General features: G+C 62.2%; 11 protein-coding genes. 4 read left to right on the top strand and 7 right to left on the bottom strand.

Going from position 1 to position 25,242, the window contains the following annotated elements:
• The first annotated feature begins 37 nt into the window (after positions 1-37).
• The 4 genes from OKA05_RS17950 to OKA05_RS17935 all read left to right on the top strand — a co-directional run bounded on the left by OKA05_RS17950 (position 38) and on the right by OKA05_RS17935 (position 11,058).
• Positions 38-2,203 (top strand): DUF5107 domain-containing protein, encoded by a 2,166-nt coding sequence (locus OKA05_RS17950; protein WP_264488559.1) that lies wholly within the window; start codon positions 38-40, stop codon positions 2,201-2,203.
• 242 nt (positions 2,204-2,445) lie between these two features.
• Positions 2,446-4,395: an SGNH/GDSL hydrolase family protein gene (locus OKA05_RS17945; protein ID WP_264488558.1), complete on the top strand. Its 1,950-nt coding sequence runs from the start codon at positions 2,446-2,448 to the stop codon at positions 4,393-4,395.
• A 46-nt stretch (positions 4,396-4,441) separates the two neighbouring features.
• Entirely contained in the window at positions 4,442-7,420 is a 2,979-nt protein-coding gene (locus OKA05_RS17940) for a glycosyl hydrolase family 95 catalytic domain-containing protein (protein WP_264488557.1), read from the top strand.
• Between the two features lie 68 nt (positions 7,421-7,488).
• The gene (locus OKA05_RS17935; RefSeq protein WP_264488556.1) at positions 7,489-11,058 is read left to right on the top strand and encodes an endo-alpha-N-acetylgalactosaminidase family protein; all 3,570 of its coding nucleotides are present in this window, start codon (positions 7,489-7,491) and stop codon (positions 11,056-11,058) included.
• A 65-nt stretch (positions 11,059-11,123) separates the two neighbouring features.
• Here OKA05_RS17935 and OKA05_RS17930 read toward each other — a convergent pair whose 3' ends face one another.
• The 7 genes from OKA05_RS17930 to OKA05_RS17900 all read right to left on the bottom strand — a co-directional run bounded on the left by OKA05_RS17930 (position 11,124) and on the right by OKA05_RS17900 (position 25,242).
• Positions 11,124-12,179: an IS630 family transposase gene (locus tag OKA05_RS17930; protein ID WP_264488555.1), complete on the bottom strand. Its 1,056-nt coding sequence runs from the start codon at positions 12,177-12,179 to the stop codon at positions 11,124-11,126.
• 390 nt (positions 12,180-12,569) lie between these two features.
• Positions 12,570-19,748 (bottom strand): Ig-like domain-containing protein, encoded by a 7,179-nt coding sequence (locus tag OKA05_RS17925; protein WP_264488694.1) that lies wholly within the window; start codon positions 19,746-19,748, stop codon positions 12,570-12,572.
• A 679-nt stretch (positions 19,749-20,427) separates the two neighbouring features.
• Entirely contained in the window at positions 20,428-20,784 is a 357-nt protein-coding gene (locus OKA05_RS17920; protein WP_264488554.1) for an alpha-1,3-galactosidase-related protein, read from the bottom strand.
• A 70-nt stretch (positions 20,785-20,854) separates the two neighbouring features.
• Positions 20,855-21,436 carry a 3-keto-disaccharide hydrolase gene (locus OKA05_RS17915; protein ID WP_264488553.1) on the bottom strand — a complete coding sequence of 194 codons (582 nt, stop codon included), beginning with the start codon at positions 21,434-21,436 and terminating at the stop codon, positions 20,855-20,857.
• 279 nt (positions 21,437-21,715) lie between these two features.
• Positions 21,716-22,702: a c-type cytochrome domain-containing protein gene (locus OKA05_RS17910; RefSeq protein ID WP_264488552.1), complete on the bottom strand. Its 987-nt coding sequence runs from the start codon at positions 22,700-22,702 to the stop codon at positions 21,716-21,718.
• 21 nt (positions 22,703-22,723) lie between these two features.
• Positions 22,724-23,734, bottom strand: coding sequence for an NHL repeat-containing protein (locus OKA05_RS17905; RefSeq protein WP_264488551.1), 1,011 nt, complete (start codon positions 23,732-23,734; stop codon positions 22,724-22,726).
• Between the two features lie 59 nt (positions 23,735-23,793).
• Positions 23,794-25,242: a DUF1501 domain-containing protein gene (locus OKA05_RS17900; RefSeq protein WP_264487266.1), complete on the bottom strand. Its 1,449-nt coding sequence runs from the start codon at positions 25,240-25,242 to the stop codon at positions 23,794-23,796.

Here is a 25,242-nt window from a genome sequence, read left to right as displayed (position 1 = left end):
CGGCGGGGACCTTCGGGATGTAACTCTCGCTGAACTTATGAATACGGAATCACCTGCGACCGCCTTGGCACAGCAGATAGCCGCTGGCACGCAGGATGCGATGGATGGGCTTCACCCCGAAGCCCGGCACCACGTGAATGGGAATCCATCCTCGAAGGGGGAAACGAACTCGTTGCGGGTCGAACCCTATCTCTGGTTGGCGGCGTCTCTGGGCGGCGAAAACCCGCAAGCCATCTTCTGTGACCGGGATGCCGACATGCCCGTCACCGCGCGCGAATCGCTATCGCCCGAGTTGGCGGCCACGATTGGCAAAGACTGCGGCCGCCGCGTGCTACCGTACCGGATGCAAGACCGCTACGGACGCGAGCGAACGATCCGGGACTTCCGTTCGATCGTGCTCGAAAACGAGCACCTCAAGGCCACGTTTCTGCCGGAGCTGGGCGGTCGCCTGATTTCGCTTTTCCATAAACCGACCCAGCGCGAACTGCTGTTCAAGAACCCGGTCTTCCAGCCCGCCAATCTCGCGCTGCGCGACGCCTGGTTCGCCGGGGGGATCGAGTGGAACATCGGGCAGTTCGGCCATGCGTTCCACACTTGTGTGCCGGTCTTTGCCGCCGCGATTCCGGGCCTCGACGGTGAGCGGGGATTGCGCCTCTACGACTACGAGCGCCGCAAGGGATTGCTGTGGCAGATCGATTTCTATCTGCCGCCCGGCGCGCAATTCCTCTATGCTTGCACCCGGGTGATCAATCCGCGCCATGAGGAAACGCCGATGTATTGGTGGACCAATGTCGCGGTTCCCGAAAGCCCCGACGTGCGGGTGCTCGCGCCGGCGAGCGACTCGGTTTATGTCCAGTACGGCCGGGATGGTGCCAACATCGCTTACGGCCAGTGTGACCTGCCCGCGCTCCCGACGGTCGGCGACAAGGATGCCAGCTATTCCACGAACCATGGCTTCAGCAACGAGTTCTTCTATCAATGCCAGAATGCGGAAATGCCGTGGCAGGCCGCGTTGGATGGTCGCGGAACCGGCTTCGCCGAAGCCTCGACCCAACCGCTGAACATCAGGAAATTGTTCTGCTGGGGCATGCACCAGGGTGGCAACCGCTGGAAGGAGTTCCTCTCTGTTCCCCATCAGGGCTATCTCGAAATCCAGGCCGGACTCGCTCCTACTCAACAGCACACGGTGCCGATGCCGCCCCACAGCGAGTGGAATTGGACCCAGGCGTTCGGTTACCTCGAGGCCGATCCCGTCAAAATTCATGGTGCGGACTGGTCGGCCGCATGGCAGGCGGCGGACGCGGCACTCAAAAAGAAGCTCCACCCTGAAGCCCTCGACCAGATGGGGGCCATCTGCGCCGCAAGGGTCGATTCCCCGCCTTTGGAAATTCTGAGCGACGGCTCGGGGTGGGCCGCACTGGAGCTAACGCGCCGGCTTGCCCGAGGCGAGCCTGGCTTTCCCGCAGCATTCTCATTTCCGGAATCCACGCTGGGAATGGATCAGCAGCGCTGGCTGGACTTGCTTGAGACCGGAATGCTTCCTGTCCAGGAGCCGGCCACGCCGCCCGGCGAATGGATGATACAGCCGGAATGGCTAGCCATGCTGGAGAGCAGCTTGGAAACGCCCGCCAACCGCCATTGGTTTGCCCTGTTGCAACTGGGCATCATGAAAATCGAGGGCGGCGACGAGGCGGGGGCGACAGCGGCTTGGGAGGAGTCCATCCGATTGCAACCCTCGGCCTGGGCCTGGCGAAACCTCGGCGCGCTGGCCGTCCGGCGCGGGGTCCCCGCGGAATCGCTATCATCCTACCGGAATGCCTGGGACCTCGCAACGGCCGCCGGCACCCCCGACATCTCGTTCGCGCTCGAATACCTGACCGCTCTCCATGACGCCGGCGAACACGGGCAGGCGTGGGCATTCTACCTGGCTCTCCCCGCCGGACTACGGCAGGAGGGCACGGTGCGGCTGTTAGCCGCCAAGGTCGCCTTCGCTCTCGATAACCTGACTTTCGTCGAGGTTGCGCTCGATGAAGACTATGCTTCCATCCGCGAAGGTGCCCGCGACTTGACGGACTTGTGGTTCGGCTTGCAGGCGAAACGACTGGCCGCCAGCACCGGATGCCGCGTGGACGATGACTTGCTCCAGCAGGTGAAATCCACCTGCACGCCCCCTGCCCGGATCGACTTCCGCGGCGTCGAATAGCGGCACCGGATGATCTAACAGTTGCTCCGCGGCCGCGGGGCGGTGCCGCCAAATCCCGAATGACTCGGCAAAGGACCCGAGCCATCTCTGCATTCGAGGATCATCCATTCACACGGCTGCCTGTCGCCGAGAGAATTATTCTGAAAGGGTGCACGTATTCATCGCAATCACCCACCACCCCGCTGCGCGCCCACGACTTCCCCGCAGAATAGGTTACTCCCCCTCTAAATAGCCACGCGCCCATGAACTCCGCTCCTCAATTCGCCATCCTTTTGGCCGCCCTCGGCTTCGTGGTGCCCTGGGCGGCTCCGGCTGTATCCGCTGCGCCACTGCCACCAGTGCCAGTCCAGCAAGGTCAATGGAATGGCTACGCCCAACAAAACTTCCAGATTGGCGGACACGCGGCATACGTGGTGGAGCCCGCCGTGGCCGCGCCGGGCAAGCCGTGGCTCTGGCGAACCTCATGGCCCGGCTATCACTTTGAGGTGGACCTGGAATTGGTCCGCTGTGGCTATCACTTGGGTTACATGGATGTGGTGGACCTGCTCGGCGCGGAACCCTCCCTCGACCTGATGGACAAGTTCTATGACCAGGTGCGTTCCCAATGGGGACTGGCGGCCAAGCCAGCCCTCGAGCCTAGCAGCCGTGGCGGCCTGCATGCCTATCGCTACGCGGTGCGCCACCCGGAACGCGTGGCCTGCATTCTGGGCGATGTGCCGGTGATGGATTTCAAAAGCTGGCCGCTCAAACATCCGGCGAGCAAGGTAACAGGTTGGCCGCAGGTGATGCAGGGATATGGATTCAAGAATGACGCGGCGGCCATGGCCTTCAGAGGCAACCCGATCGATCAACTGGCTGCTATCGCCCGGGCGAAGATCCCGCTGCGTCACACGATCTGCCTGACCGACCGTGTGGTGCCGCCCGAGCAAAACACCCTGGAGGCCAAGCGCCGCCTGCAAAAAATGGGCTGGGATCTGGAGGTCGTGGCGGTAAAGGAATCCAAAGATTGCGAAGGCCATCATTTCCCGTTTCCTGAGGCCTTCGCATCCGCCCGCTTCGTGATGACTCACGCCGACGTGCAACCGGCCCGCATCGGGTATTTCCAATTGCGTCACGGTCTGGCGAACAGCAAGGCCCAGTTTGACACCCGGAAAACGGGACGCGTGGCCTTCCTGGGTGGGTCAATCACCTTCAATCCCGGCTGGCGCGACGAACTGATGAACTATCTGCAAAGGAAGTTCACTGAAACCAAGTTCGAGTTCATCTCGGCGGGGATTCCGTCGGTGGGCTCCAATGGCCATGCCTTCCGCTTGGAAGCCGACGTTTTCAAAAACGGTCCCGTGGATCTGTTGTTCGTGGAGGCAGCGGTCAATGACGGAGGAAACATCAAGGGTAAGACTGAGTTGATGCTGCGCTCGATGGAGGGCGTCGTTCGCCATGCGCGCTCCGCCAATCCACAGACTGACATCGTGCAAATGCATTTCGCCTCGGCTGAAGCGCTCAGCGACTATTCGGCGGGCAAGGTGCCGGAAGCCATCCGACAGCATGAAAAAGTGGCGGCGTATTACGGCTGTCCGTCGTTGGATCTGGCCAAGGAATGCGCCGCCCGGATCAAGGTCGGCGAGTTGACGTGGGCCCGTGATTTCAAAGGTGAGGTACATCCACCACCCTTCGGACAGCGACTGTACTCCAACAGCATGATGCGCATGCTGGACGCGGGCTATGCTACCACTGGCGTGCCCAAGCCACACACCACGCCCGGGAAACCGCTGGATAGCGCCAGCTACGCCAAGGGTCGCTACGCCAAACTGGAGGACGCCAAACTCGGCAAAGGATTCACCCTCGACCCCAAGTGGCGGCCGGCCAAAGGCAATACCCGTGACGGCTTTGTGGACGTGCCCGCGTTGGTGGCCTCCGAACCCGGTTCCGAGTTCACTTGTGATTTTGATGGGTCGGCATTCGGCCTGTTCTTGGCGGCGGGATATGACACCTGCGTTTTGGAATTCAGCGTGGACGGTGGGGCGTTCCGGAAATTTGAAACTTGGTCGGCTTGGAGCGCGGGACTTCATCTGCCGTGGCCGGTCATGTTGGTGGACGGCTTGATACCCGCCAAACATCGCATCGTGGTGCGCACCACCGCCGACGCGAAAGATCGCACCGCATTGCATGTCATTCATCTGCTGGTGAATTGAGCGGCACTCCTTGATGCCCATCCCGGCGACTCTCAATCAACGATCGATGAATCCATCCGCCCGCCCCACACTGTTCCTGATCATTCCCCTGCTGGGTGCCATGGTCTGCCAAGCGGCGTTCTCGGCTGCTCCTGACAGTCCGCCGCCGCATGCTTCGGAGAACCTGCGGCTAAACGCCCCGATCAAATCCTGGGACGAGGCGATCCCACTGGGGAACGGGATGATGGGCGGGCTGCTATGGGGGGAAGGCAGCACGCTGCGTCTCTCACTTGACCGCGGTGACTTGTGGGACGAGCGCACCACGGGCGAAAAGGAGTGGTGGAAGAAGCACCCTTGGAACAGCCTCAAGGATGGAGGGGATCCTTGGAACGCCTACTACAATGGCATCACCCCCACCAAGTTGCCGGCCGGGCGGTTGGAGCTCACGCTTGATCCGTCGCAAACCATCAAATCCTTCGAACTCAATCTGGCATCCGCCGAAGGTCTCGCACATTTCAAGGATGGCCCGGAAGCCCGGGCATTCTTCAGCGCGGCACAGTCGGTGGCCATGATGCGGATTCCCGGGAAGCCGATTCAGGCAGTGGACCTGATTCCAGCGGGAGCCGGCAAGGAACGCGGCAATGCGGGGCCCAGCAGTGGCGGCGCAGTCGCGGCACTCGGGTATCCACCGGCCGCGCGCGGACAGTCGAATGGAATGCAATGGTACGTGCAGGAGGCCGATGCCGGCTTCAAGTATTGCGCCTGCGTGGCCACCCAACGCGTTAACGACGAGACGTTGCTGGCGATCGCGGTGACGTCCACCAATGACACTCCCTCCGGAGGTGATCTGTTGGCCCTGGCCAAGGCCCGCTGCACCAAGGCACTTGCACAGGGCTATGCGGACACGCTGGCTCCGCATGCCGCTTGGTGGCAGGACTTTTGGGGCCAATCTTCCATTCAAGTTCCGGAGGCCCACATCCAGCGCTACTACCGGTTCGCTCGCTACCTCTATGGAGCGGGCTCGCGGAAGGCGGCTCCGCCCATCCCCCTGCAGGGCGTGTGGACCGCGGACAACGGCGGGCTGCCACCGTGGAAGGGCGACTACCACAACGACCTCAATACCCAGATGACTTACATCGCGTATCAGGAGGCTGGCAACTTCGAGGCGGGCGAGTCCTACCTGGACTTCCTGTGGAAATTGACGCCGACGTTCCGGCAGTTCGCCCGCGATTTCTACGGCACCGGCGGGCTGTCCTCACCCGGCGTGATGTCGCTGGCCGGCCAGCCGCTCGGCGGCTGGGGACAGTATGCCATGTCCCCGACCATGAGCGCATGGAACGCTCATCTTTTCTACCTCCACTGGCGCTACACCGCCGATGCCACGTTCTTGAAGAACCGTGCCTATCCGTGGTGCAGCGAAGTCGGCCAGTGTCTCGCGGAATTGCTCAAGCCCGATGAAAAGGGCATGCTCGTTCTGGCTCGTTCGTCGTCCCCCGAGATCTTCAACAACAGTCCCCGCTCCTGGCTGAAGCCCAATAGCAACTATGACCTGATGTGCATGAAGATGCTGTTCCTCTCGCTACAGGAAATGGCCGATGCGCAGAACAAGACCGGCGATGCCCAAAAATGGGCGCAACTGGCCGCAAAGCTCGGCGATTTTCACGCCGCACCGGATGGTGAACTGCTGCTCGATGCGGTCACGCCGCTACGCGAAAGCCATCGTCATTTGTCCAATCTCATCGGCATCTATCCTTTCAACCTGATCTCGCCCGAGGGAGGCACCACGGACGAGACACGCATCAAGACGACCCTCGCGTCGTGGGATAAACTCGGCACCAGCGAATGGTGCGGCTACTCGTGGGCATGGATGAGCTGCCTGCGCGCGCGCATCGGCGACGGAGAAGAGGCGGTCCGTCATCTCGACGTATTCACGCAGGCATTCGTTTCGCGCAATGGTTTCCACGTCAATGGCGACCAATCCGGCCGGGGTTACTCTGGCATGACCTATCGACCCTTCACGCTGGAGGGAAATTTCGCCGCCCTCCAAGCCGCGCAGGAAATGCTTCTGCAAAGCTGGAGCCCGACGCCGGGCAAACGCGACAGCGAGGTCATCCGGCTTTTTCCCGCAGTGCCGTGGCGCTGGCATGATGTCACCTTCGATGACCTGAGAGCCGAGGGCGGACATCGGATTTCGGCAAGACGCGAGAACAACGCCACCGTCTGGTTCAAGATCGTGGCGGGCAGCAGCGGCATCGTTCGCATTCGCGACAGCTTCGACGGCCGCACTCCCAAGTGGACGGTCAAGGGCGTCCAAAAGATCGGCCCTAATTTCGAGGTGTTGCTGAAAAAAGGAGAGACGCTGGAAGCCACTCTCGAGAAGCCGGATCAGCTCCCGGCCGAACCTGCCAACTCCGCCCGACCGCTGGTGATGGATAGTTCCACCATCGTTCCCAATACCCTGCCTCTTCGAATCGGATCCGACCTCGACGGCCAAAGCAATTTCCAGGGGGACATGGCAAGAATCCTCATGATCGACCATGCCTTGACAGACAAGGAAGTCGCCGCCCTCGCCGACAAGACCAGTGAAACGTGGACCCAAATCCCCGGAACACTGCTGGCTCTGGATGGGACACCCGCCGGCATTAACGCCACTCAAGCGAAACTGACCGGCGATGCCAAGGTCGCCACGGCTGTGGACATGCCGGGGCAGTCGTTCAGTCTAACAGGCAAATCCTGGGTCGAGATCCCCCACGCGGATGCCCAGCTCGGCAAGACTGGACTCACTCTCACCGCTTGGGTCCGGCCGACCGCCTTCCCGGGGGCCAGCATGCGGCTGATCGACAAGTCCCCGGTCGGCATCGCCACGGGCTACCTGTTCGACACCTACCCCGGCAACTCACTGAGGTGGTCGGTCAATGGCAATGCGCTCAGCTTTGCTGCCAACCTACAGCCCAACCAGTGGTATTTCGTGGCGGCCACCATCGATTTCAAAACGCAGAGCCGGGTCCTCTATCTCAACGGAGAGGTGGTCGCGAAATCCAACTGATCACCACCATCATACTTCCGAAGACTCGTAAGAGACCCCCGGACTTGAAACTCCCTCCCCATATTCCCATGAGCTTTGCTTCCCTACCATCGCCGGCCATTCTGATCGTGGTCGTGGCTATCGCCCGGTCCCATGCTGCCATTCCTCCGAAGGATCCCGTCCGCTTGGAAAGCGAGACCTTGTCGGTGCTTGTGGATCCGGAGTTTCCGCGGACCGTCAAGTATCTCCACAAGCCAAGCGGTGAGACCGTCGACGGGCAGGCCACGCCGGTGTCAGCGATCGAACTCAATGGCAAGCCCGCCGACTGCAAGGTCTCCTTCAGGAAGCAGGCGGCGGGTTCGGCGGACTACCACCTGAATTTCACGGAGTCGCGCGTTTCGCTCATGCTGCATGTGGAAGTGGGCGCGAACACGGTCACATGGACGGTGTCGAACCCGAAGGAAACCGGAACGGTCAAAATCCACACCCTGGCGTTTCCCGGTAACGCGATGCTGACGGTGGACACCCGGCAGGCTGACGCCGCCCTCGCTTTCACCCACTGCACCAACACCCACGACAACTACAAAACCACCTTCCGCGAGTACGTCGGCCCGCTGAAGGATGCCGTGCCGGGTACCGATTCCGGCAACTACCTGTTCCTCTCCGGGGGGAAGCTGGCGAGCGCCATCACAAGCACCAATGACGAGGATGTCGCCCGCACGACGCGCCTCATCAGTGAAAAGGACGGGATCAAATCCTGTGCCGCCCGGACTCCGGTGTGGCAGCTTCGCAGCTTTGACGACGAGCCCCCTGCCCTGCCGGTGGTATCGGTGATCGTCACCTCTGACATCAACAGCGACGGGAAGGCCGACTGGCAGGACGCGGCCTTGGTATATCGCCGCACGATGCCGATGCCCTTCGGCCACGAACGGGTGAAATCCACAGTCGGCGAAAACATCGCGATGAACTTCGCCAGCGGTGCCCAGCAGCCGTTCCTGAAGATCCTCGATGAGATCAAGAAGTGCTCGCTCGCCACCGACAACATCGGACAGCAGGTGACCATCAAGGGTTTCTCATCCGAAGGTCACGACAGCGCGAACACAGACTACAGCGGGCACTACAACGAACGTGCCGGCGGGCTGAAGGATTTCAACACGCTGCTGGACAATGCCGCCCATTACAACGCGCGCGTGGGCATTCACATCAATGCCAGCGAAGCTTATCCGGAAGCCCTGCGCTACCGACCGGAAATCCTGCAGCGGAATGAAAAGGGAGAACTCAAGGAAGGGTGGGTCTGGCTGGATCACGGCCACATGATCGACAAGGTGAAGGACACACGCAGCGGCCAGTTGTTTGCCTCGCTGGAGCAGATGAAAAAGGATCTGCCCAACCTGGGTTACGTCTACCTCGACACCTATTGGGAGAATGGCTGGCCTGCTGCCCAGATCGCCAGGAAGTTCGCAGCACTGAAGCTCCCCTTCGCCACTGAAGGCGACAGCGCCCTCGACCCTTGGAGCATCTGGGCGCACTGGCGCGGGAACTTCGATAGCCAGGTCATGCGCTTCCTCTGGTTCTCGGACCGCGACATTTCCGCCAACGATCCGATCCTGCGCGGCGGTCGCGCCGACTCCGACACCTTCATGGGCTGGCAGGGGCAACACAGCTTCAATAATTTCATCACCGGAACCTTCTCCCGTCACCTGCCGGCGAAGTATCTCCAGCACTTCGAACTGCAAGCGTGGACTCCCGGCAAGGAAGCCCGCTTCAGCGACGGAGTGAAAGTGACAGCAGAGGGCGAAGCGATCACCGTCACCCGGAACAACCGCGTGGTGATGACGTGGACGGGAGCTGGAGCCAACAGCCGCTTGTTCGTTCCATGGGACCCGGAGGGCGAAGGGAAGATTTATGTCTGGGATGAAGTTGGCACCGCGCAAACTTGGGAGCTGCCACCTACATGGAAAGACCGCCAGGAGGTCTTTCTCTATCAACTGACGGATCTCGGCCGCACCGAGGAAACCCGGCTGCCTGTGACGGATGGTCGGGTGACGCTTACGGCCATCAAGAACACGCCCTACGTGATCTATCCGGCACAGGCTCCTGCGCAAGCACTGCCGGCATTCGGCGAAGGCTCGTTTGTCAGGAACCCTGGCTTCGACAGCGGTAAACTGGACGAATGGAATCCCTCGCCCACCGCCGCTGCCAATGTCGCGAAGGATGGCGTGGGCAACCGCTATCTCACCCTCACTGGCGAAGCTGCGTCTGAAGTTTCCCAAACCCTCATCGATCTCCAGCCCGGGAGATCTTACGCCGCCAGCGCCTGGGTCCAGGTGAAAGGCAAGCGGACCGCCTCGATCGAGGTCGAATGCGGCGGCAAGAAGGCAACCAACTTCGTGGACCGAACGAACGTGGTGCACTCCGCGCCGAATGACGCACGCAGCGGCACCTATTACCAGCGGGTGCAAGTGGTGTTCGATGTTCCAGCCGGTCACTCATCGGCGCGCTTGCAGTTGAAGGCGGCAATGGGGCAACCCGGAACCACGGTGGAATTCGACGATGTCCGGGTGGCTCTTTCCGCCCGTTCGCCCGAGGCGGCAAAACACTTTTTCTGGGAGGACTTCGAACAGGTGACTTTCGGTGGCTACGGCCCCTTCACCTGCTGCCCCGGCGAGCGCACGCACCTCTCCGAAACCAACAAGCCTCACACCTCGGACACCATCAGCGGGAAATTCTCTCTCAAGAGCCGGGACGGCGGTCGGGTCGGCCGCACGCTGCCCTCCACCATCCGCTTCAAGCCGAATACCCTCTATCGCCTGAAATGCCTGACGATGGGTGCGGGCCACTTGACCGCAGAAAGCAAGGGCAAGACCGTCTTGAATCTTCAGTTTCCCAACCTTCCTGCCAACGGTATCGGCAAGATCGAGGGAACGTTCCCCACCGGCAATGACCCCGGCAGCTTCCTTAGCCTGTTCCGCGATGGCGGCACCGACTTCATCGCCATCGATGACTTGGCCATCGATGAGATCGGCCCAGCCCCCGCAATCGCCAAAGCCGCGCCCATCCTTTACAATGACAAGCTTCCCGGCCGGAGGATCCTGATGGAAGAGGGCTTTTCCAAGCCGCTTTCCAAGGACTGGAACGTAATCACTTCAAAGCATCCGGGAACCTCCATTGTTTCAGCGGACGGAGCCTTGGTGATCTCAGCCGCAGACAATGTGTGCACCGTGGCCGAGCGTGTTCTGCCTGCGGGAACCACAGCGGTCGAATGTCGCCTGTCCATCGAGGGCGACCAAGGCCAGACCTGGGGCCCGGGGCTGTTCCTCGTCTGGCCCGGTGGCCAGCAACTCCGCATCAATGTCCGGATTCCTGATGCCCGTTTCAATGTCGAGTCCACCGTAGCGGGAGAAGTGAAAGGCCCGAAGTGGCAACCCGCGGATTCCGTCGCCTTGCGTCTCCGCATCGACCCCGGACAAGTGATTGCCGAAGCCCGCAACGACGCAGGCCCTTGGCAGACTGTTGCAACCTTCCCGCGCGACAAATTCCCAGGTGAACCGAACAAAGTCCGTCTCGGGAAGATGCATGTCTTCGAAGCCGACGACCACGGAGAACCCGGCAATGATGGCGGCTGCTCCTTCAGGAAATTCCGCATCTACGGGAAGTGAGCGCGACGAAGTTCCCTTGCACGGTCCTCCCGCAGATAATACCAAATCCCTCTAGGAATTAGACTTTATAGTGGAGCGCCAGCGTTTGTTTGTTCCCGCATCCAGCCGTGGATGAGTGAGCGGACCTGCCCGGGCTTGGTCCAGTATCGCGCCACGGCGATGAGATGGTCTTCCAGTTGCCTGAGGTTGGAGTAGAGCCGGTTGGCCGTGGGGGCTTTCAGCAACCGGCCGAAGCCTTCCACCGGATTGAGCTCGGGGCAGTAGGGCGGCAACGGCAGCAACCGGACATTGGCTGGCAACCGCGGATCCTCCGCGCGGAGATGAAAGCCGGCCTGGTCCTGGATGATGACGTGGAGCGAATCTGGGTCGCTGCATGCGATCTGCTTGAGAAACAGCGCATGGATGTCCTGGTTGATGGCCGGGGTGAAGAGCAGTTGCGCATCGTTGGCGCCGTCGATCTCCAGCGCCTCGTGCAGGTAGCCCCACTTGTAGGTCGTGGCATACGGCGCGTGCACCCGCACCCCGCGCCGCGACCACACGCGGCGAATCACCGGCAACAGGCCGTAGCGGTGCTCGTCGAGCACCCACAGCCGCACCGTCTTGTCCGGACGCTCCCCCACCACTGCCGCGAGCCTCCCGGGCAGCTCCGCCTTGAAGGCGTCCGAGGCGGCCTGGTCCTTCTTGCGATGGCTCTTGCGCGGGACCTTGAGCTTGCCTCCGAGACGGTGGATGAGCTTGCGCACGCCGCTTTCGGTGAGCTGCTTGCGGGTCCGTTTGGCGATCCACTTCTGGGCGTCGCGGGCCTGGCGGAAATCCCCGGCTTCAAGCTTGGCCTTGAACTCGTCTTCCACCGCGCCGTGGACGGCCGGCGTGCGGGCACCGGCCCAGTCGCGCTTGAGCAGGCCTTCGACGCCTTCGGCCACGACCTTGTCGCGGTAGGTGAAAACCGTCTGCCGGCACACACCGGCAATCGTCATGATCTCAGCGACGCTTGATTGGTGAAGCGCGATGAGGCGCACGACGAGCAGGCGCTTGCGCGCCCAGTCGGCCTGGGGCTGTTGCCAAGCCTCTTCAATCCGGTCGACGAGTTCCTTTCCAAGGGCAGGTAGCTTGCGGGCCATCCGGAAGACTTCACCAAATCAACCCTTCATGGAAGTCTAAAAGCTAGGGAACTTCGGTATGACCTACAATCCCTCATGCAACTACCTGAATCTTTCTGAAACGTCCTGAAACACTTCCTTGGACCTCCAATTCGCAAGACTGTAAATCTGCTAGCGTAAGCTTATGTTGGTTCGAATCCATCCCTACCCACCATCTTCTCCCTCCGGGAGTTCCGAAGAAAAAGAAGCACCCTCTCAAGGGGTGCTTTTTTCGTTTGTGCGGTCTTAATCTGGAAGCCGGATGGGCGGGACGAACGGCTCCAAGCTTCTCTGCTATTTGCCAAAATCGCGGAGGCGGGTAATCCGCCTCCGCGATCAAATGCGATAGGGCCAGTGACAGGCCCCAATGAGTCACCTGCTGGCTCGCAAGCGGAGGAACAGGTGGGGCTTTCCGGCTTCCGGCGTGAATCTCACGCGGATGGTGCGGATGCCCTCGACTTCAGACAGGATCTCTTCCTCGACCTCGGCGGCGATCCACGCGGCGGGATCCGCAAGGTCTTCGCTTTGCTCGATCACCAGATTGGCGGCGGTAGCATGGACATCGCGCTGGTAGTCGAAGTGGAAGGTCCCGTCTTCTTCCACCAGTTCAAGCCGGCCACGCTGGGCGGCCGTCGCACCGGCAGCAGGCTGCAAGAGCGGGTCGATGCCCATGGTGTAGGCCAGCAGGTTGGCCACCCCGTCGCCATTCGGATCGGCCTCATCGTCGGTGATCGCAGGATCGCCAGCCGAAGCCCCGAAGCGGATGCCCTGCCACTGTGCATAGCTGTCCTGCACGAGCGGGACCGGGCCGCCGACCGGAGTGATGATGAATCCCGCGACCGAGCCACGTGTGCTTCCGGACCTCACCGGCATTGCGATGGTGATGTTGTTCGCGGTGAGGCCGAGGAGCCTGCCCCAGCCCCGCTTGCCGCTGGTGACGGTATCCACGGCGGGCAGCGGTTGCTTGCCATCGCCCAGAAGCTGCGGACTGATGATGCCGAGGCTAGGCAAGCTGCTGATCGCCGTGGCGCTTGGTGCGGCGGGCACGCCGTTGCGGACGTTCGCTGTCAGGAACGGCGTGGCGCTAGTGCTGTCGGCATTGAACAACAAGGTCAGCGTGTAGTTCGTGGCGCGGCTGGCCGCGAGGAACTGCGTGAGCCCTGTTAGATGGATCGAGGCACCCACGCCGTCGCCATTGAAGTAGCCCGAGCCGGCATCGCCATCGTCCAGGTAGTAGCGGAAGACGCGCTGCGAGGCATCGCTTCCAGACAGCGAGGCGGAGCCCGCCTGATAGGGAACCGAGGAGAACGAACTCACTGCGACACCCGAGTAGGTGCCGGCACCGCGTCCATTCAGCAGACCTCCAGTGCCATTGATCTCCTGGTTGTTCCAGACGACGGGCCCGTTGAGGCTAACAGCCGTGTTGAGCGCGTTGGTATTCTCCGTGACGAGCACCGCGGTGTTGGCGGTGGTGGAGTGCCGGTAGTTCACCGCGAGGCTCCGGCGGACGAAGACCGTGAGGTCGAAGCTCGCCTGCGCCCACGCGTTGCTTGGGTCGGTCGCGCGGATCGTGACGGTGGTGGTGGCTTCATCGCCCACTGCCGGTGTGCCGGACAGGGTGCCATTCGTGCCGACCACCAGCCAGCCGGGACCCGACTGCTTGGTGAAGGTCACGCTGTCGCCATCGACATCCGACGCGGTGCCCGAGAAGGTCGCGCTGTAGGCGTCCCCGGCAATCGCCTCGCCGGAGGAAGCCTGTACGGCCGCGACCGCCACCGGATCGAAGACCGGTGCATCGTTGGTGTTGGTGACCGTGATGCTTACCGTGGCTTCGTCGTAATCGCCGGTGGCATCGGTGACCCGCACCGTAAAGCTGTTAGGCCCGACATCGCTGTTGGTTGGCGTTCCGCTGAGCGCGCCGTTGCTAGCCACATTCAGCCAGGCCGGGCCTCCCGGGAGCTTGGTGTAGGTCTTGGTGTCGCCCGCGTCCGGATCGCTCACATCTGCGGCGAGGCTACCGCTATACGCGGCATCTTCCGTAGCGGCCGATTTCACGATCGGATCCGTGGTGAAGGAAGGTGCTGTATTCGGCGCCATCGTCTGCGGCGCAGCACCGGCCACCAGATTCGCGATCTGGCCCGGGGTCAGTGCCGTCGTGAACACCGCGAAGTCATCCAGCTTGCCGCGCAGCGAGCTCGTCGCGCCGTTCGCCGATCCGATGAAGAGCTTGGTGAAGTCGGTCAACAGGGGCTGCTTGCCGCTTTCCGAGGTCACGAGGTTGCCATTCACCCAGATGCGCATCGTGACGCCATCCTTCACCAGCGCGATGTGGTTCCAGTTCGTCCACGTCACGCTCGCCGGTGTGCCGGAAGCACGATTGGCTGCGGACGAATTGCCACAGTCGAAGTAGACCACACCGGTTGACCACGGGGCATGCGCCTGGATGCCGCGCTGGTTGTCCCCCGCCGTCGGCGAGACTGCCCAGAAGGAACTCCGTTGCACTCCCGTGCTCGCGAGCTTCTGCCAGAAGCTGATCGTCAGCTTGTCGTCCTGTGCCGCCTGCTGCAGGAAGTTCATCGCGGTGACTTCCACGCGCTGTCCGGCGTCCGTCGTGCCGAGATCCAGCGAACGGTCGCCTGCGAGTCCGGTGCGGCCCTGGCCATCGGCGGAGAGAACCGCGCCGCCAAGCAAACTCCCCGGCACCACGCCCACTTCATCGCGCGTGACTCCGGGAGTGCCGGTGTTGTCGAACTTCCACAGCGCCGCAATCGCGACATTCGGCTTGCTCGAAGCGCTGGCAGGATTCGATCCCCGCGCCACCTCGAAGCCATCCCCAAAGCCATCTGCATCGCTGTCGGTCTGGTTCGGATTCGCACCCGCCGCCAGTTCGCCCGTGTTGTTCAAGCCATCGCCATCCGGATCACCGCTGCCACTCTGCGCGGCGAGAGTGCTGAAGTGCAGCACTTCCCAAGAGTCGGTGAGGCCATCACCATCCGAGTCGGCCACGGTGTCATTGAGCGTCACCGTGAAGCTGGTGGTCACCAGCGTGTTCGTCCGGTCGGTGGCACGCAGCGTGATCACCGCGCTGCCCGTTTCGAAGCCTGCCTGCGTGACCGTGAGCGTATTTCCCACGATGCTGGTGCTCATCAGATCCGGGCGGGTATTGCCGTGGACTTCGATCGTCAGCGGATCGCCCGCATCCGAGCTGGTGAAGACGCCGGCGAGACTCACCACCTTCGGCGTCCCTTCATTCATGCTCGTGTTCGCCGGTGCGGCGGCAAGCACCGGCACCGTATTGCCGGGGGTGAAGATGTCCGGATTCGCCAGCAGCTTGCGGGCAAAGCCCGGGCCTTCCCACGCGACGGACACGTGGTCGCCGCCGCCACCTTCCTTGTGGAGCACACGGAGGAAATAGGCGCGCCCGCCTTGCAGCGAAATCACGGCCGACTTCTGCGAGCCCTGCTGATCCCAGCCTTGATAGGCGGTATAGTTGCTCACGCTCGCGATCTTCGCCAGATTCAGCGAGGTCCCATCGGAGGAAAGATAGACCTCGCTGTTATCGTCACTCGCGATCCAGAACGTATAGTCGCCCGTAGTCGGCGGCACGACGTAGCCATGGACATGGTGGCCGATATTGTCGCCGACGTCCTGCCCCGAGTTCACCGTGGTCCAGGTCGTGCTGGTGCTCGGACTTGCGGGATAGTTCGCGTTGCCGGTGAGATCGGAGATCGATCCACCGGTGATCCCGTTGAAGCGATCCGCCTTGATCCCCGCCAGCGAGGTGCTCACCGCGCTCACCTGGAGATTCACCACTGAGGTGGAGCTGCCCTGCGCATTGGTCACCGAGTAAACGAAGGCATCGCTGCCGGTGAAGCCCGCGTTCGAGGTGTAGATAAGGTTGCCGTCCGTATGCACCGTCACCGCGCCATTGGCAGGCTGTTGGGTCACCGTGACGACCGGCGTGCCGGAGATATCGTCATTGCCTAGTGCTCTGATCAGCGTTGCCCTTGCGGTAAGCGCCGCCACTTGGTCGGCCTTCGCGATCGGGGCACCACCGCTGCGATGCGCCAGCAGATACGCGGCGCCCTTGCCACCGGTCGACGTCTCGGCATCGCCGATCGCGTCTTCCGCAAGGTAGGCTGACAAGGAGTTGCCACCGGCCAGCTTCTGCATGGTAACAAAGCCATCCAGACCCGGATCGGACGCACCCCATGGCACCTCGACACTGGCACTCACTTGTGCGGAGTGCACGCTCGGGAAGCGCACGAAATTATGCGAAGCTCCGCCTTCGGAAATGAGATCGAATCCCGCATAGGCATCGTAACTCGTCATCCCCACCTGGATCTGGTCGTTGCCGAATTGATAGCTGCCGGACTCCATCACGATGTAGCCGACCGTTTCGTTGGCGCGTGTGGTCACGGTGTCTTCCCCCACATGCTTGCCGACCTTCACGCTATTGGCGCTCACATCGTACCAGAAGGCGGACCAGCGGTTGTCATTGGCCGTCATCACCTGGCCGAAGACCGCGGGGATGTAGTAGTGATCGTAGCCGGTGTAGGCGAGACTCCGCGTCGTGCCCGTGAAGGCGCTCTTCCGGTCCGTGGTACTCGCGGTGAACTTCACCGCCTCCATCTTGATACCGTGCGTCGCCTGATTATAGACGCCCTCTTCCACCACCAGGTAGCGCACGCTCGCGACGCCGGCCGGTGTGGCCGAGCCATCGAGGCGGTCAAGCCGCACCTCGAAGGAAGAGCCCGAGGCATTGCGGATGCGGGTGGCGAGCGGCGGAGAACCCGCGCCCACCATCGGCTGCGCGATGACCACCATCGAGGTGTAGCTCTTGTCCAAGGTCACCGTGGTCCAGCCACTGCCATGGGCCACGCCGTCGAAGGCAACTAGCTTCGGATCGTTCGCCGCAGCGACCACCTTCACCGGCACCGTCGTGATGAAGGCATTGCCGGTAGCATTCGTCACCGTGTAGGTGAAGCTCGTGCTACCCGTGAAGCCGGCTGCGGGCGTGTAGGTGTAGGTGCCGTTCCCGTTGTTAACCACGGTCCCGCTTCCAGGCTGGGACACACCGGTGAGGGTCAGCCCACCATCGTAGCTGAAGTCATTCGTGCTGGGGTCGACGAAGACCACCGGCGAACCTTGCAGCACGGTCAGCGATTCCGGCGCACGCTCCACCGGCATCCATGCGGGCAGGCCGGAGAGCTCCGTCTTCACAGCGGCGGACGGGAGGATCTGCCAGCTCTCGAGGAATGCGCACACGTTGCGACCGCTGCGGTTGCTGAGCTGGCGAGCCCATTCATCGATCTTGCCCTGGCTGGTCGGGATCGAAGCCATCGCCGTCATCGCGGCGACGGATTGCTGGATCATCGCCGGACCGAATTCGGAGGACAGGATGTCGAACGGCGTGCCCTTCCAGTGCACCGCGTGGTGGCCATGATTGTGCCACAAGTCGTCGCTCTGGCTGCCCAGGTAGTTGTTCACGCGGCCCACCACGAGCCACTGCTTCCAGGAATACTTGCGCTCGGTTTCCTGAAGCCACTTGCCGCCCATGTTCGGGCTCGTCTCACCGAACTCATCGAACTGGATATTGCCGGAATCACAAATGTGGCCGTATTCGTGCAGGGTCAGCGCATAGGCGCTCGCCTTCAAGTTCAGCGAGTTCGTGATCTCATCCGTCAGGCCATACGATTGCGGATAGGTCGAGACGCCACCCGCCGGATAGTAGTCATGGTGCATCGGCAACTGGCGGCCCGCATTGTAGGCGTAGAACTCGCGCACCTTGCCGCAGAAGTAATTCCACTCCGTGATCACCGCTGCCGGATCGGGAAGGGTGCGCAGCCATTTGTCGGCATCGATCACCAGTGTGGCCTCCGCCGAATCCAGCACACCGAACGGCGTACCGCGGTCACGAATGCCCGCCACCCACTGCGCGTCGGTGGTTTCACCGAGCTTGAAATAGGGTGCCTGCACCGCGCCGGTCACGGTGATGTTCTGGGTGCCGGTCCAGGTCGTGTTGCTCGGCACGATGATCTGGATAAGACCACCGTGTGGGTTCGCCACCTGCACCGAAGTACTGGCGACATCGTAGTTGATCATCTGCACCGGCATCACCGGGTAGCTGCCCTCGCCAGCGCCGGACCGCAGGTGGCTCACCCGCACGTCCAGATTCTTCGCGGTCAAGGCCGCGGGGAACTGGATGGTCACCAGTTCGCCGGGCGCCGCGTAGAAGGGCGTGTAGATCGTCTTTGTATCATGCACGGCCGCCGGCGGCACCAGGCCGAAGGTCGCGTTGGTCACCCGTGGCGCGCCAGCACTCACCGGCAAGGCTGCGCGGTGGGCGGTCATCTGCGCGGGGGGCAGCACATTGATCATCGAGCCCTCGACCTCCAGGATCTTGCGCTGGAAGGCATCCGTGACCGGAGCCAGCGGGGTGGGCGTGATGGCCGCGAACTTGTCCTTGAACAACTGCAGCATGCGGGCCCGCTCGCTGTCATCCACGTGCAAGCTATCGATGACCTGTTGCGCCACCGAGGCGGCGCGCAGCTTCTGGGCATCCGTGTAGCTCGCGGGATTCTGGAAGATCGTGGTGATGGTGTCCCCAGTGACGACATTCGCCGCACGGTTGATCGTGAAGGGGCCATCGTTCCAGCCATCTCCGAAGAAGGAAATGCCCGCCTCGCGGAGGATCATTCCCAGTGGAATCTCCCACGGCTTCTTGTTCCACCACCACACGTATCCGGAGGCATAGTCGCAGCAGAGGTATCCGCCGCCGCCCTGGATGTAATCCTTCACCGTCGTCATGGTCGCGGCACTGGGCGCATTGCCCAGCCAACCGGGGATGAGGAGCGCCTTGCCCGGCAGCGCGGCGGCTAGCCCGGCGGTGGTCGTGGTGGTGACATTCGTGTATCCCTGCGCGGTGAGCCACGTGTTCACATTGGCGTCCAGCGTCACGATCGCGATCGACTTGCTCGTCGTGTTGGCGATCCAGGAAATGGAGTTCTGATAGAAGGCTCCGGTGGTGAACTGGCCACCGTAGGAATTCATGTTCAGCCACTGGTGGTCGGGCAGCACCACGACCCGGCCCGCGCCCATCGTGGCGGTCGCGATCATCGGGTTCGTTTCATCCGCTCCCGGATAATTCGAAATGCTCGCCGCGGTCGGTCCCCACACCGCCATGCGCGCCGGCTGGGTGGGATCCGCCAATTCGGTCACCCCCGCCAAAATCGTATCGCGCGCCGCCGTCACATCATACGCGGCATTCACCGAGATGGATACCAGCGCGGTGTCCGTGCTCGTTCCGTCGGAAACGGTATAGGTGAATGAATCCCTGCCCTTATAGCCCGCCGTCGGCGTATAGCGGTAACTATTGCCACCCAGCGAAGTCAGTGTGCCGTGCGCCGGGCTCGTGGTGGCGGTGATGCTCAGGGTATTGCCGTCGGCGTCCTTGTCGTTGAGGAGCAAGTAGTCGAGCGTGACCTGCGTGTCCGCCTTGGCGGCAATCAGATCATCGTAGCCGACCGGTGCGGCCGCCGTAGCGGTCACTAGGGTCAAGCCGGACACACAAAGCCCCGCGATAACGCAGCGGGAAAAGCATGAGACGGGGGATGTCGCGCCATTCCCGGGAAGGAATGGGCCGGATTCTGTCCTTGGTGAATTGGGTTTCATTTGGGAGCTAGGCTGAGTCCAAAGAGCAAGACGGGCTTCCCCGGCCTTGCCTCAATAGTCATATTTCTAGGATCAAAGTGATAAAAATGCCGGATCACTAAAACCGCAAGATCATAATTTCGCACTACTGGGGCAAAAAATGAATAGCCGCACCTCTTGACCCTCCCCTCCGCCCCCAACTGAGCAGACCGCAGCCCATTGGCGCGAGGAATTCCAAGGCGAACGCGGGAGCGGCTGCGAAGCGGAAAAGTGTACCGGTTTTCCGGATGGAGATCCCACCCTTCAACCACTTCCAGTTGCCGCTGAAGGAACGCATTGCCCCGGATTGCTCGCTGCGTCGGCGGCATCGCAAAAGGCCAGCACCGGTCCCGGCAGGGAACGACCTCGACGAAGCCCCTGACCGGAACCGGCTTCCCGGTAGTATTTCATCACATCACCGGCATCCAAGCGGACCCGGAGGCCCACGGTCCCAGCGAAGGAAAGATTGTGATCGCAGCCGATTGCCGGACTGCAAGGTAGGGCGGGAGGCAAAACCCAAAATGCCTCCCGCCACTTGCTAGACCTCGTGACAGGGGGCGAACCTCGATCGCTCCGAGGGCTGCCAGCCCGGATTCTTCAGTGCGTCGCCGACCGAAACGGAGTCCGGCACGGAGGCGTCAAAGGTGAAGAGCACCTCGGTGGTCGAGAGCTTGCGCATGGCCACGACGTTGCGCGTGTCGCCATCGGTGAGTGTCTTCGCGGTGATGAAGCGCAGCGATTCGCCGGGACTGGCGATCTCGAAGCCGATGGCCTGCTCGCGCACTCCAGGAATCGGCACGCCGGCGGTGGTCACCCACCCGGCCAGGTCTTCGGCGGGTGCGGCGAGGAGCGAGGAAACGGCGCAGAGAGGGACCGAGGCACAGATGGCTTTCATCAAGGGAAGCCAGAATGCAGAGGATGATTCGACCACGCCCGGGCAGCCGCTGCGGCTTTCATGGCTGGTCTTACTTCACTTCTACCAGCGGCTCCACTTCCAGGTTGCGGAATTCGATCGTCATTTCCACGCCGGGATGAACCTGCAATCCAATCGGACCTTTCTCCACTGCGGTTTCAGACGTGTAGTCCATCACCTGCTTGCCATTGAGACTGACGAGGTACTGGTTGCCCTTCGCCGTGATGGTGAAGGTATTCCATGCGCCCTCTTTCAAGAGGTCCTTCACGTCCGCCTCCTTGGGATACTTCCCGGTCTTCGCGATGTAGGGCGAGCAAGTCATGTCGCGCTTCAGCGAACCGGAGATCCCGATCTGGATCTGGTCGCCTTCAGCGCGGAGGAAGACTCCGGAGTCGATGCGCCCGGTGAACTTGAACTCACCCTTGAGCGTGAAATCCTTGAACTCGCGCTTCGTCCAGAGGTTCGACCCCTTCTTCTCCGGAATGCTCTTTCCGGTGAGAACGCCATCCGTGAAGGTCCAGCACTCCTTGGGTCCCTTGACCACGATGTCGCTCAGGTCCGGCTTGAGGAGCGGTTCGGCAGAGGCCAAGGACAGGCCGGTCAGTGCGATGGCTGCGGATAGGATGCGTTTCATGGATGAGGTCATTTGGGGTTGGAAATGGACGTATCGGCGAGGTTTGCGAGCCCGAGGTTACCACCATCATCCGGAATCCTTCGGTTCCAAATCCATCCCCGGGCTCCTGCCGTGCGCAAGGCCATTTGATTTTGCAACTGGACTAAAAACCAGTCCGGTTAGCTGGGATGCTTGCTCCGCCGAGGTCAAGGGGGCGGATTGGTTTAAAAAAACGGGGGCGGAGGCATTTTGGGTGCCTTCCGCCCCTCTTGCCGGGGAGCAGCGCTGCGTGTCGTTGCGTCACATCCCCATTACGATCTCGCATTCCGGCAGCTTCGCCTTGAGCGCCTGGATGCCGGCGGCATCGACCTTGGTCTGCCACAGATAGAGCCGCTTGAGATTGGCCCGTCCCGCGAGCTTGAGGATCCCGGCGTTGGTCACCTGGGTTCCGTAGAGGTTGAGCGACTCGAGCTTGGGCAAGGTGGCAATGACACCGACAGCGGCATCCGTGACGCCCGTCTCGGACAGGCGCAGGATCTTCAATTCCGCAGCATCCTTGAGCATCGCTGCGCCCTTGTCGGTCACCTTGCAGGCCGACAGGTCGAGCGAAACCATCCCCGGCATCACCGGAGCCAGCTTGGCGAGATCGTCGTCGCCGAATTCCTTGCGCAGGCTCGCGGCGGTAAAGACCACGCCGCCGGTCGATTGCGATTCGAAATTCAGCGCGGCCGGGAATTCCTTCCGCAGGCGTGCCATTTCGCCCTTCAAGGATTCACGCTTGGTGGCCGCCTCCTTGGCTTCGCCGGCGCTGGCCGCCTCTTGCTTCTTCCGCGCGTCCGCTGGCACGATCTTCGAAAGCGCAGCATTGATGTCGTCTCCGGGATTGAGCGACGCGAGCTTCGCATCCTTCGAGGCACCGCTGTCGATCCACCACTTGATGAGCCGCACCTCGTGCGGCTCCAGTTGCTTCTTGTCCTCCGGCGGCATGTGCTCGTCATCGTCCGCCGGTAGATCGATGCGGATGATGATGTTGCTCTCGGCGGACTTGCCGTGGACCAGGCCCTCGCCTTCCTTGCCGCCCTTCACGAGCAGCTCATAGTCATCCATCCGGAACTTGCCCTTCTGCTTCTCAGTGCCGTGGCACGCGGCGCACTTCTGCTCGAAGATCGGGGCGATGATCTCGCTGTAGACCACCGGGTCTGCGGCCATCGCCCCGGAAGTCCCGGCAGCAAGCACCAGGAGCACGGAGCGGGTCAGGCCGCGATGGGATGTGAGGAAGGCTTTCATGGTCGCGATCGATTGCAGTTCTCAGAGTTTCTTGAGCTTCGTCACCCGTCCGCTGGCGTTCCAGTCCTGGACGTAGAGGTTCCCCGCCTTGTCGAAGGACAGGCCGTGAGGTGCGGTGAAAATGCCGGTCTTCATTTGGTCAAGAGGGATGCCAAAGCCCGCCCATTGAGCCTTGTTCGGATTGTCCCCGAGAAAGGCGACCGGTGCGCCGTTCTTGTCGAGGATGGTCACGCGAGCCTCCAGCTCGGCCACCGCGCAAACATCGCCGAGGATGGAGAGCGTGCACGGGCGGCGCAGGTTCGTGGCGTGGACGCCGATCCATTTCCCTTCGAGGTCGAAATGGACGAGCCGGCGGCTTTCGCGGTCGCAGACCAGCAACCGCGGCGCGCCGTAGCGGGTGTCGATGGCCATGCCATGGCTGCACGTCGTCTTCCCATCGCCGGTGCCCTTGCCGCCGAACGATTTGAGGTGCTTTCCCTTCTCGTCGAACTTGTGGATGAATTGCGCACCATAGCCCATCGAGCAAAAGATGGAGCCATCCGGGGCGACGGCCACGGCAGTGAGACCGTTCCAGCCGCCCTCCACGTCACCCGCGGTGGCCTTGGAAATCTCCAGCAGCTCCTTGCCGTCGGTATCGAGCTTGCAGACGCGCAGCGCCTTCGGCCCGCCGAGCTGGGCTCCGTAGATCACCGTCGTGCCGCGCTCCTCGCGCACCGCCATGGCATGGAAGCCCTGGCACTCCGGCGCGATGCTTTTCACCAGCTTGCCGTCCGGCTGATAGACCAGGATGCCATGCGCGGCTTCGGTGGAGACGTAGATGAAACCGCTCTTCTCATCGATGATCACGCCGCCGTGCGTCGGGCCGATCTTCTTGCCATCCGGCAGCTCGCCCCAATGGGGAATGGCCTCATACATGAAGGCTCCGTTGCCGGTGCGGACGGCTTCTTCGAGATCCTTGCCGGGTTCCTTTCCGTGGTCGGGATGGGCGAAGGCGAGCGCGGGGACGAGGAACAGCAGTGCGGTTGGTTTCATTCTATGGCAGTTGGAGAGGTGATCGGGAATTTGAAGCGGCGGCAATCTGGAACTTCAGGTCACGCCAGCACATCCTTCACGATGTGTCCGGCGACATCGGTCAGGCGGAAGTAGCGGCCTTGGAATTTGTAAACGAGCTTCTCATGCTCCACCCCCATCAGGTGGAGCATCGTCGCGTGGAGGTCGTGGACATGCACGCCGCCATCGACGATGTTGTAGCCGTAGTCGTCGGTGGTGCCGTGGGTGACGCCGGCCTTCACGCCCGCACCGGCGAGCCAGATGCTGAAGCAGCGCGGATGGTGGTCGCGACCGTAGTTGTTGCCGCTCATCTTGCCCTGGCAATACGCGGTGCGGCCGAATTCGCCGCCCCACACGACCAGCGTGTCTTCGAGCAAGCCACGGCGCTTGAGATCCATCACCAGTGCGGCGGAGGCCTGGTCGGTCTGCTTGCACTGGCGGGTAATGCCACCGACGACGTCGCCGTGCTGGTCCCACCCCTGGTGGAAGAGTTGCACAAAACGGACGTCGCGCTCGATCAGGCGGCGCGCGAGCAGGCAATTCGCGGCGTAGGTCCCCGGCGTCTTCGAATCCGGGCCATAGAGATTGAAGGTCTCCTCGGTTTCATCCGAGAGATCGGTGGCATCCGGCACACTGGTCTGCATCCGGAACGCCATTTCCGCCTGCGCGATGCGGGCATCGATCTCCGGGTCCAGTTCGTGCGCGGCCTGGTCGCGATTGAGTTTTCCCAGCGCGTCTAACATCCCGCGCCGGATGTGCGGCGAGACGCCTTCGGGATTCGTCAGATAGAGCACCGGTTCCTTGCCGGAGCGGAACTGCACGCCCTGGTGCTCGCTCGGCAGGAAGCCGGAACCCCACAGCCGGGTGTAGAGCGGCTGGTCGCGGCTGCCATTCTTCGAAACGAGGACAATGAAGGCGGGCAGGTTGGCGTTGAGGCTGCCCAGGCCATACGAGGCCCAGGAACCCATCGACGGTCGCCCGGGGATCTGGTTGCCGGAGCAGAAGAAGGTGATCGCCGGGTCGTGGTTGATCGCCTCGGTGTGCATCGTGCGGATCACGCAGATCTCGTCGGCGATTTTTTGCGTGAAGGGCAGCGTGTTGCAGATCTCCATGCCACTGCGGCCATGCTTCGAGAAGTCGGCGAAGGAGCCGGCCATCGGCAGCAGGCTCTGGTTGCCACTCATCGTCGAGAGCCGCTGGTTGCCGATGACTTCCTTGGGCAGCGCCTTGCCATGTCCCTGGCGCAGCAGCGGCTTGTAATCGAAGGTCTCCAGGTGCGACGGACCGCCGGCCTGGAACAGGTAGATCACCCGCTTCACCTTGGCAAAATGGTGGGGTGCCCCGAGGCTCCCGCCGGTGGAGGCCGCGGCTTTCCCGGAACCTAACAGGTTCGACAAGGCCATGGCACCGAGACCGAGTCCGGATTTGCCGAGGAAGTGGCGGCGGGTCAGCCCCATCAACTGGTCGTAGCTTGGACGAATCGGTTTCAT

This window comes from Luteolibacter arcticus, from assembly GCF_025950235.1.
GTDB lineage: Bacteria > Verrucomicrobiota > Verrucomicrobiia > Verrucomicrobiales > Akkermansiaceae > Haloferula > Haloferula arctica.
Note: the sequence above shows the minus strand (reverse complement) of the source record. Positions and strands in the feature narration are given on the sequence as shown.

Excerpts from the sequence above, each read along its gene's own strand:
- OKA05_RS17940 (WP_264488557.1), top strand. The coding sequence starts at position 4,442 with ATGAATCCATCCGCCCGCCCCACACTGTTCCTGATCATTCCCCTGCTG.
- OKA05_RS17905 (WP_264488551.1), bottom strand. The coding sequence starts at position 23,734 with ATGAAACCAACCGCACTGCTGTTCCTCGTCCCCGCGCTCGCCTTCGCC.
- OKA05_RS17910 (WP_264488552.1), bottom strand. The coding sequence starts at position 22,702 with ATGAAAGCCTTCCTCACATCCCATCGCGGCCTGACCCGCTCCGTGCTC.
- OKA05_RS17900 (WP_264487266.1), bottom strand. The coding sequence starts at position 25,242 with ATGAAACCGATTCGTCCAAGCTACGACCAGTTGATGGGGCTGACCCGC.
- OKA05_RS17935 (WP_264488556.1), top strand. The coding sequence starts at position 7,489 with ATGAGCTTTGCTTCCCTACCATCGCCGGCCATTCTGATCGTGGTCGTG.
- OKA05_RS17920 (WP_264488554.1), bottom strand. The coding sequence starts at position 20,784 with ATGAAAGCCATCTGTGCCTCGGTCCCTCTCTGCGCCGTTTCCTCGCTC.
- OKA05_RS17930 (WP_264488555.1), bottom strand. The coding sequence starts at position 12,179 with ATGGCCCGCAAGCTACCTGCCCTTGGAAAGGAACTCGTCGACCGGATT.
- OKA05_RS17915 (WP_264488553.1), bottom strand. The coding sequence starts at position 21,436 with ATGAAACGCATCCTATCCGCAGCCATCGCACTGACCGGCCTGTCCTTG.
- OKA05_RS17950 (WP_264488559.1), top strand. The coding sequence starts at position 38 with ATGAATACGGAATCACCTGCGACCGCCTTGGCACAGCAGATAGCCGCT.
- OKA05_RS17945 (WP_264488558.1), top strand. The coding sequence starts at position 2,446 with ATGAACTCCGCTCCTCAATTCGCCATCCTTTTGGCCGCCCTCGGCTTC.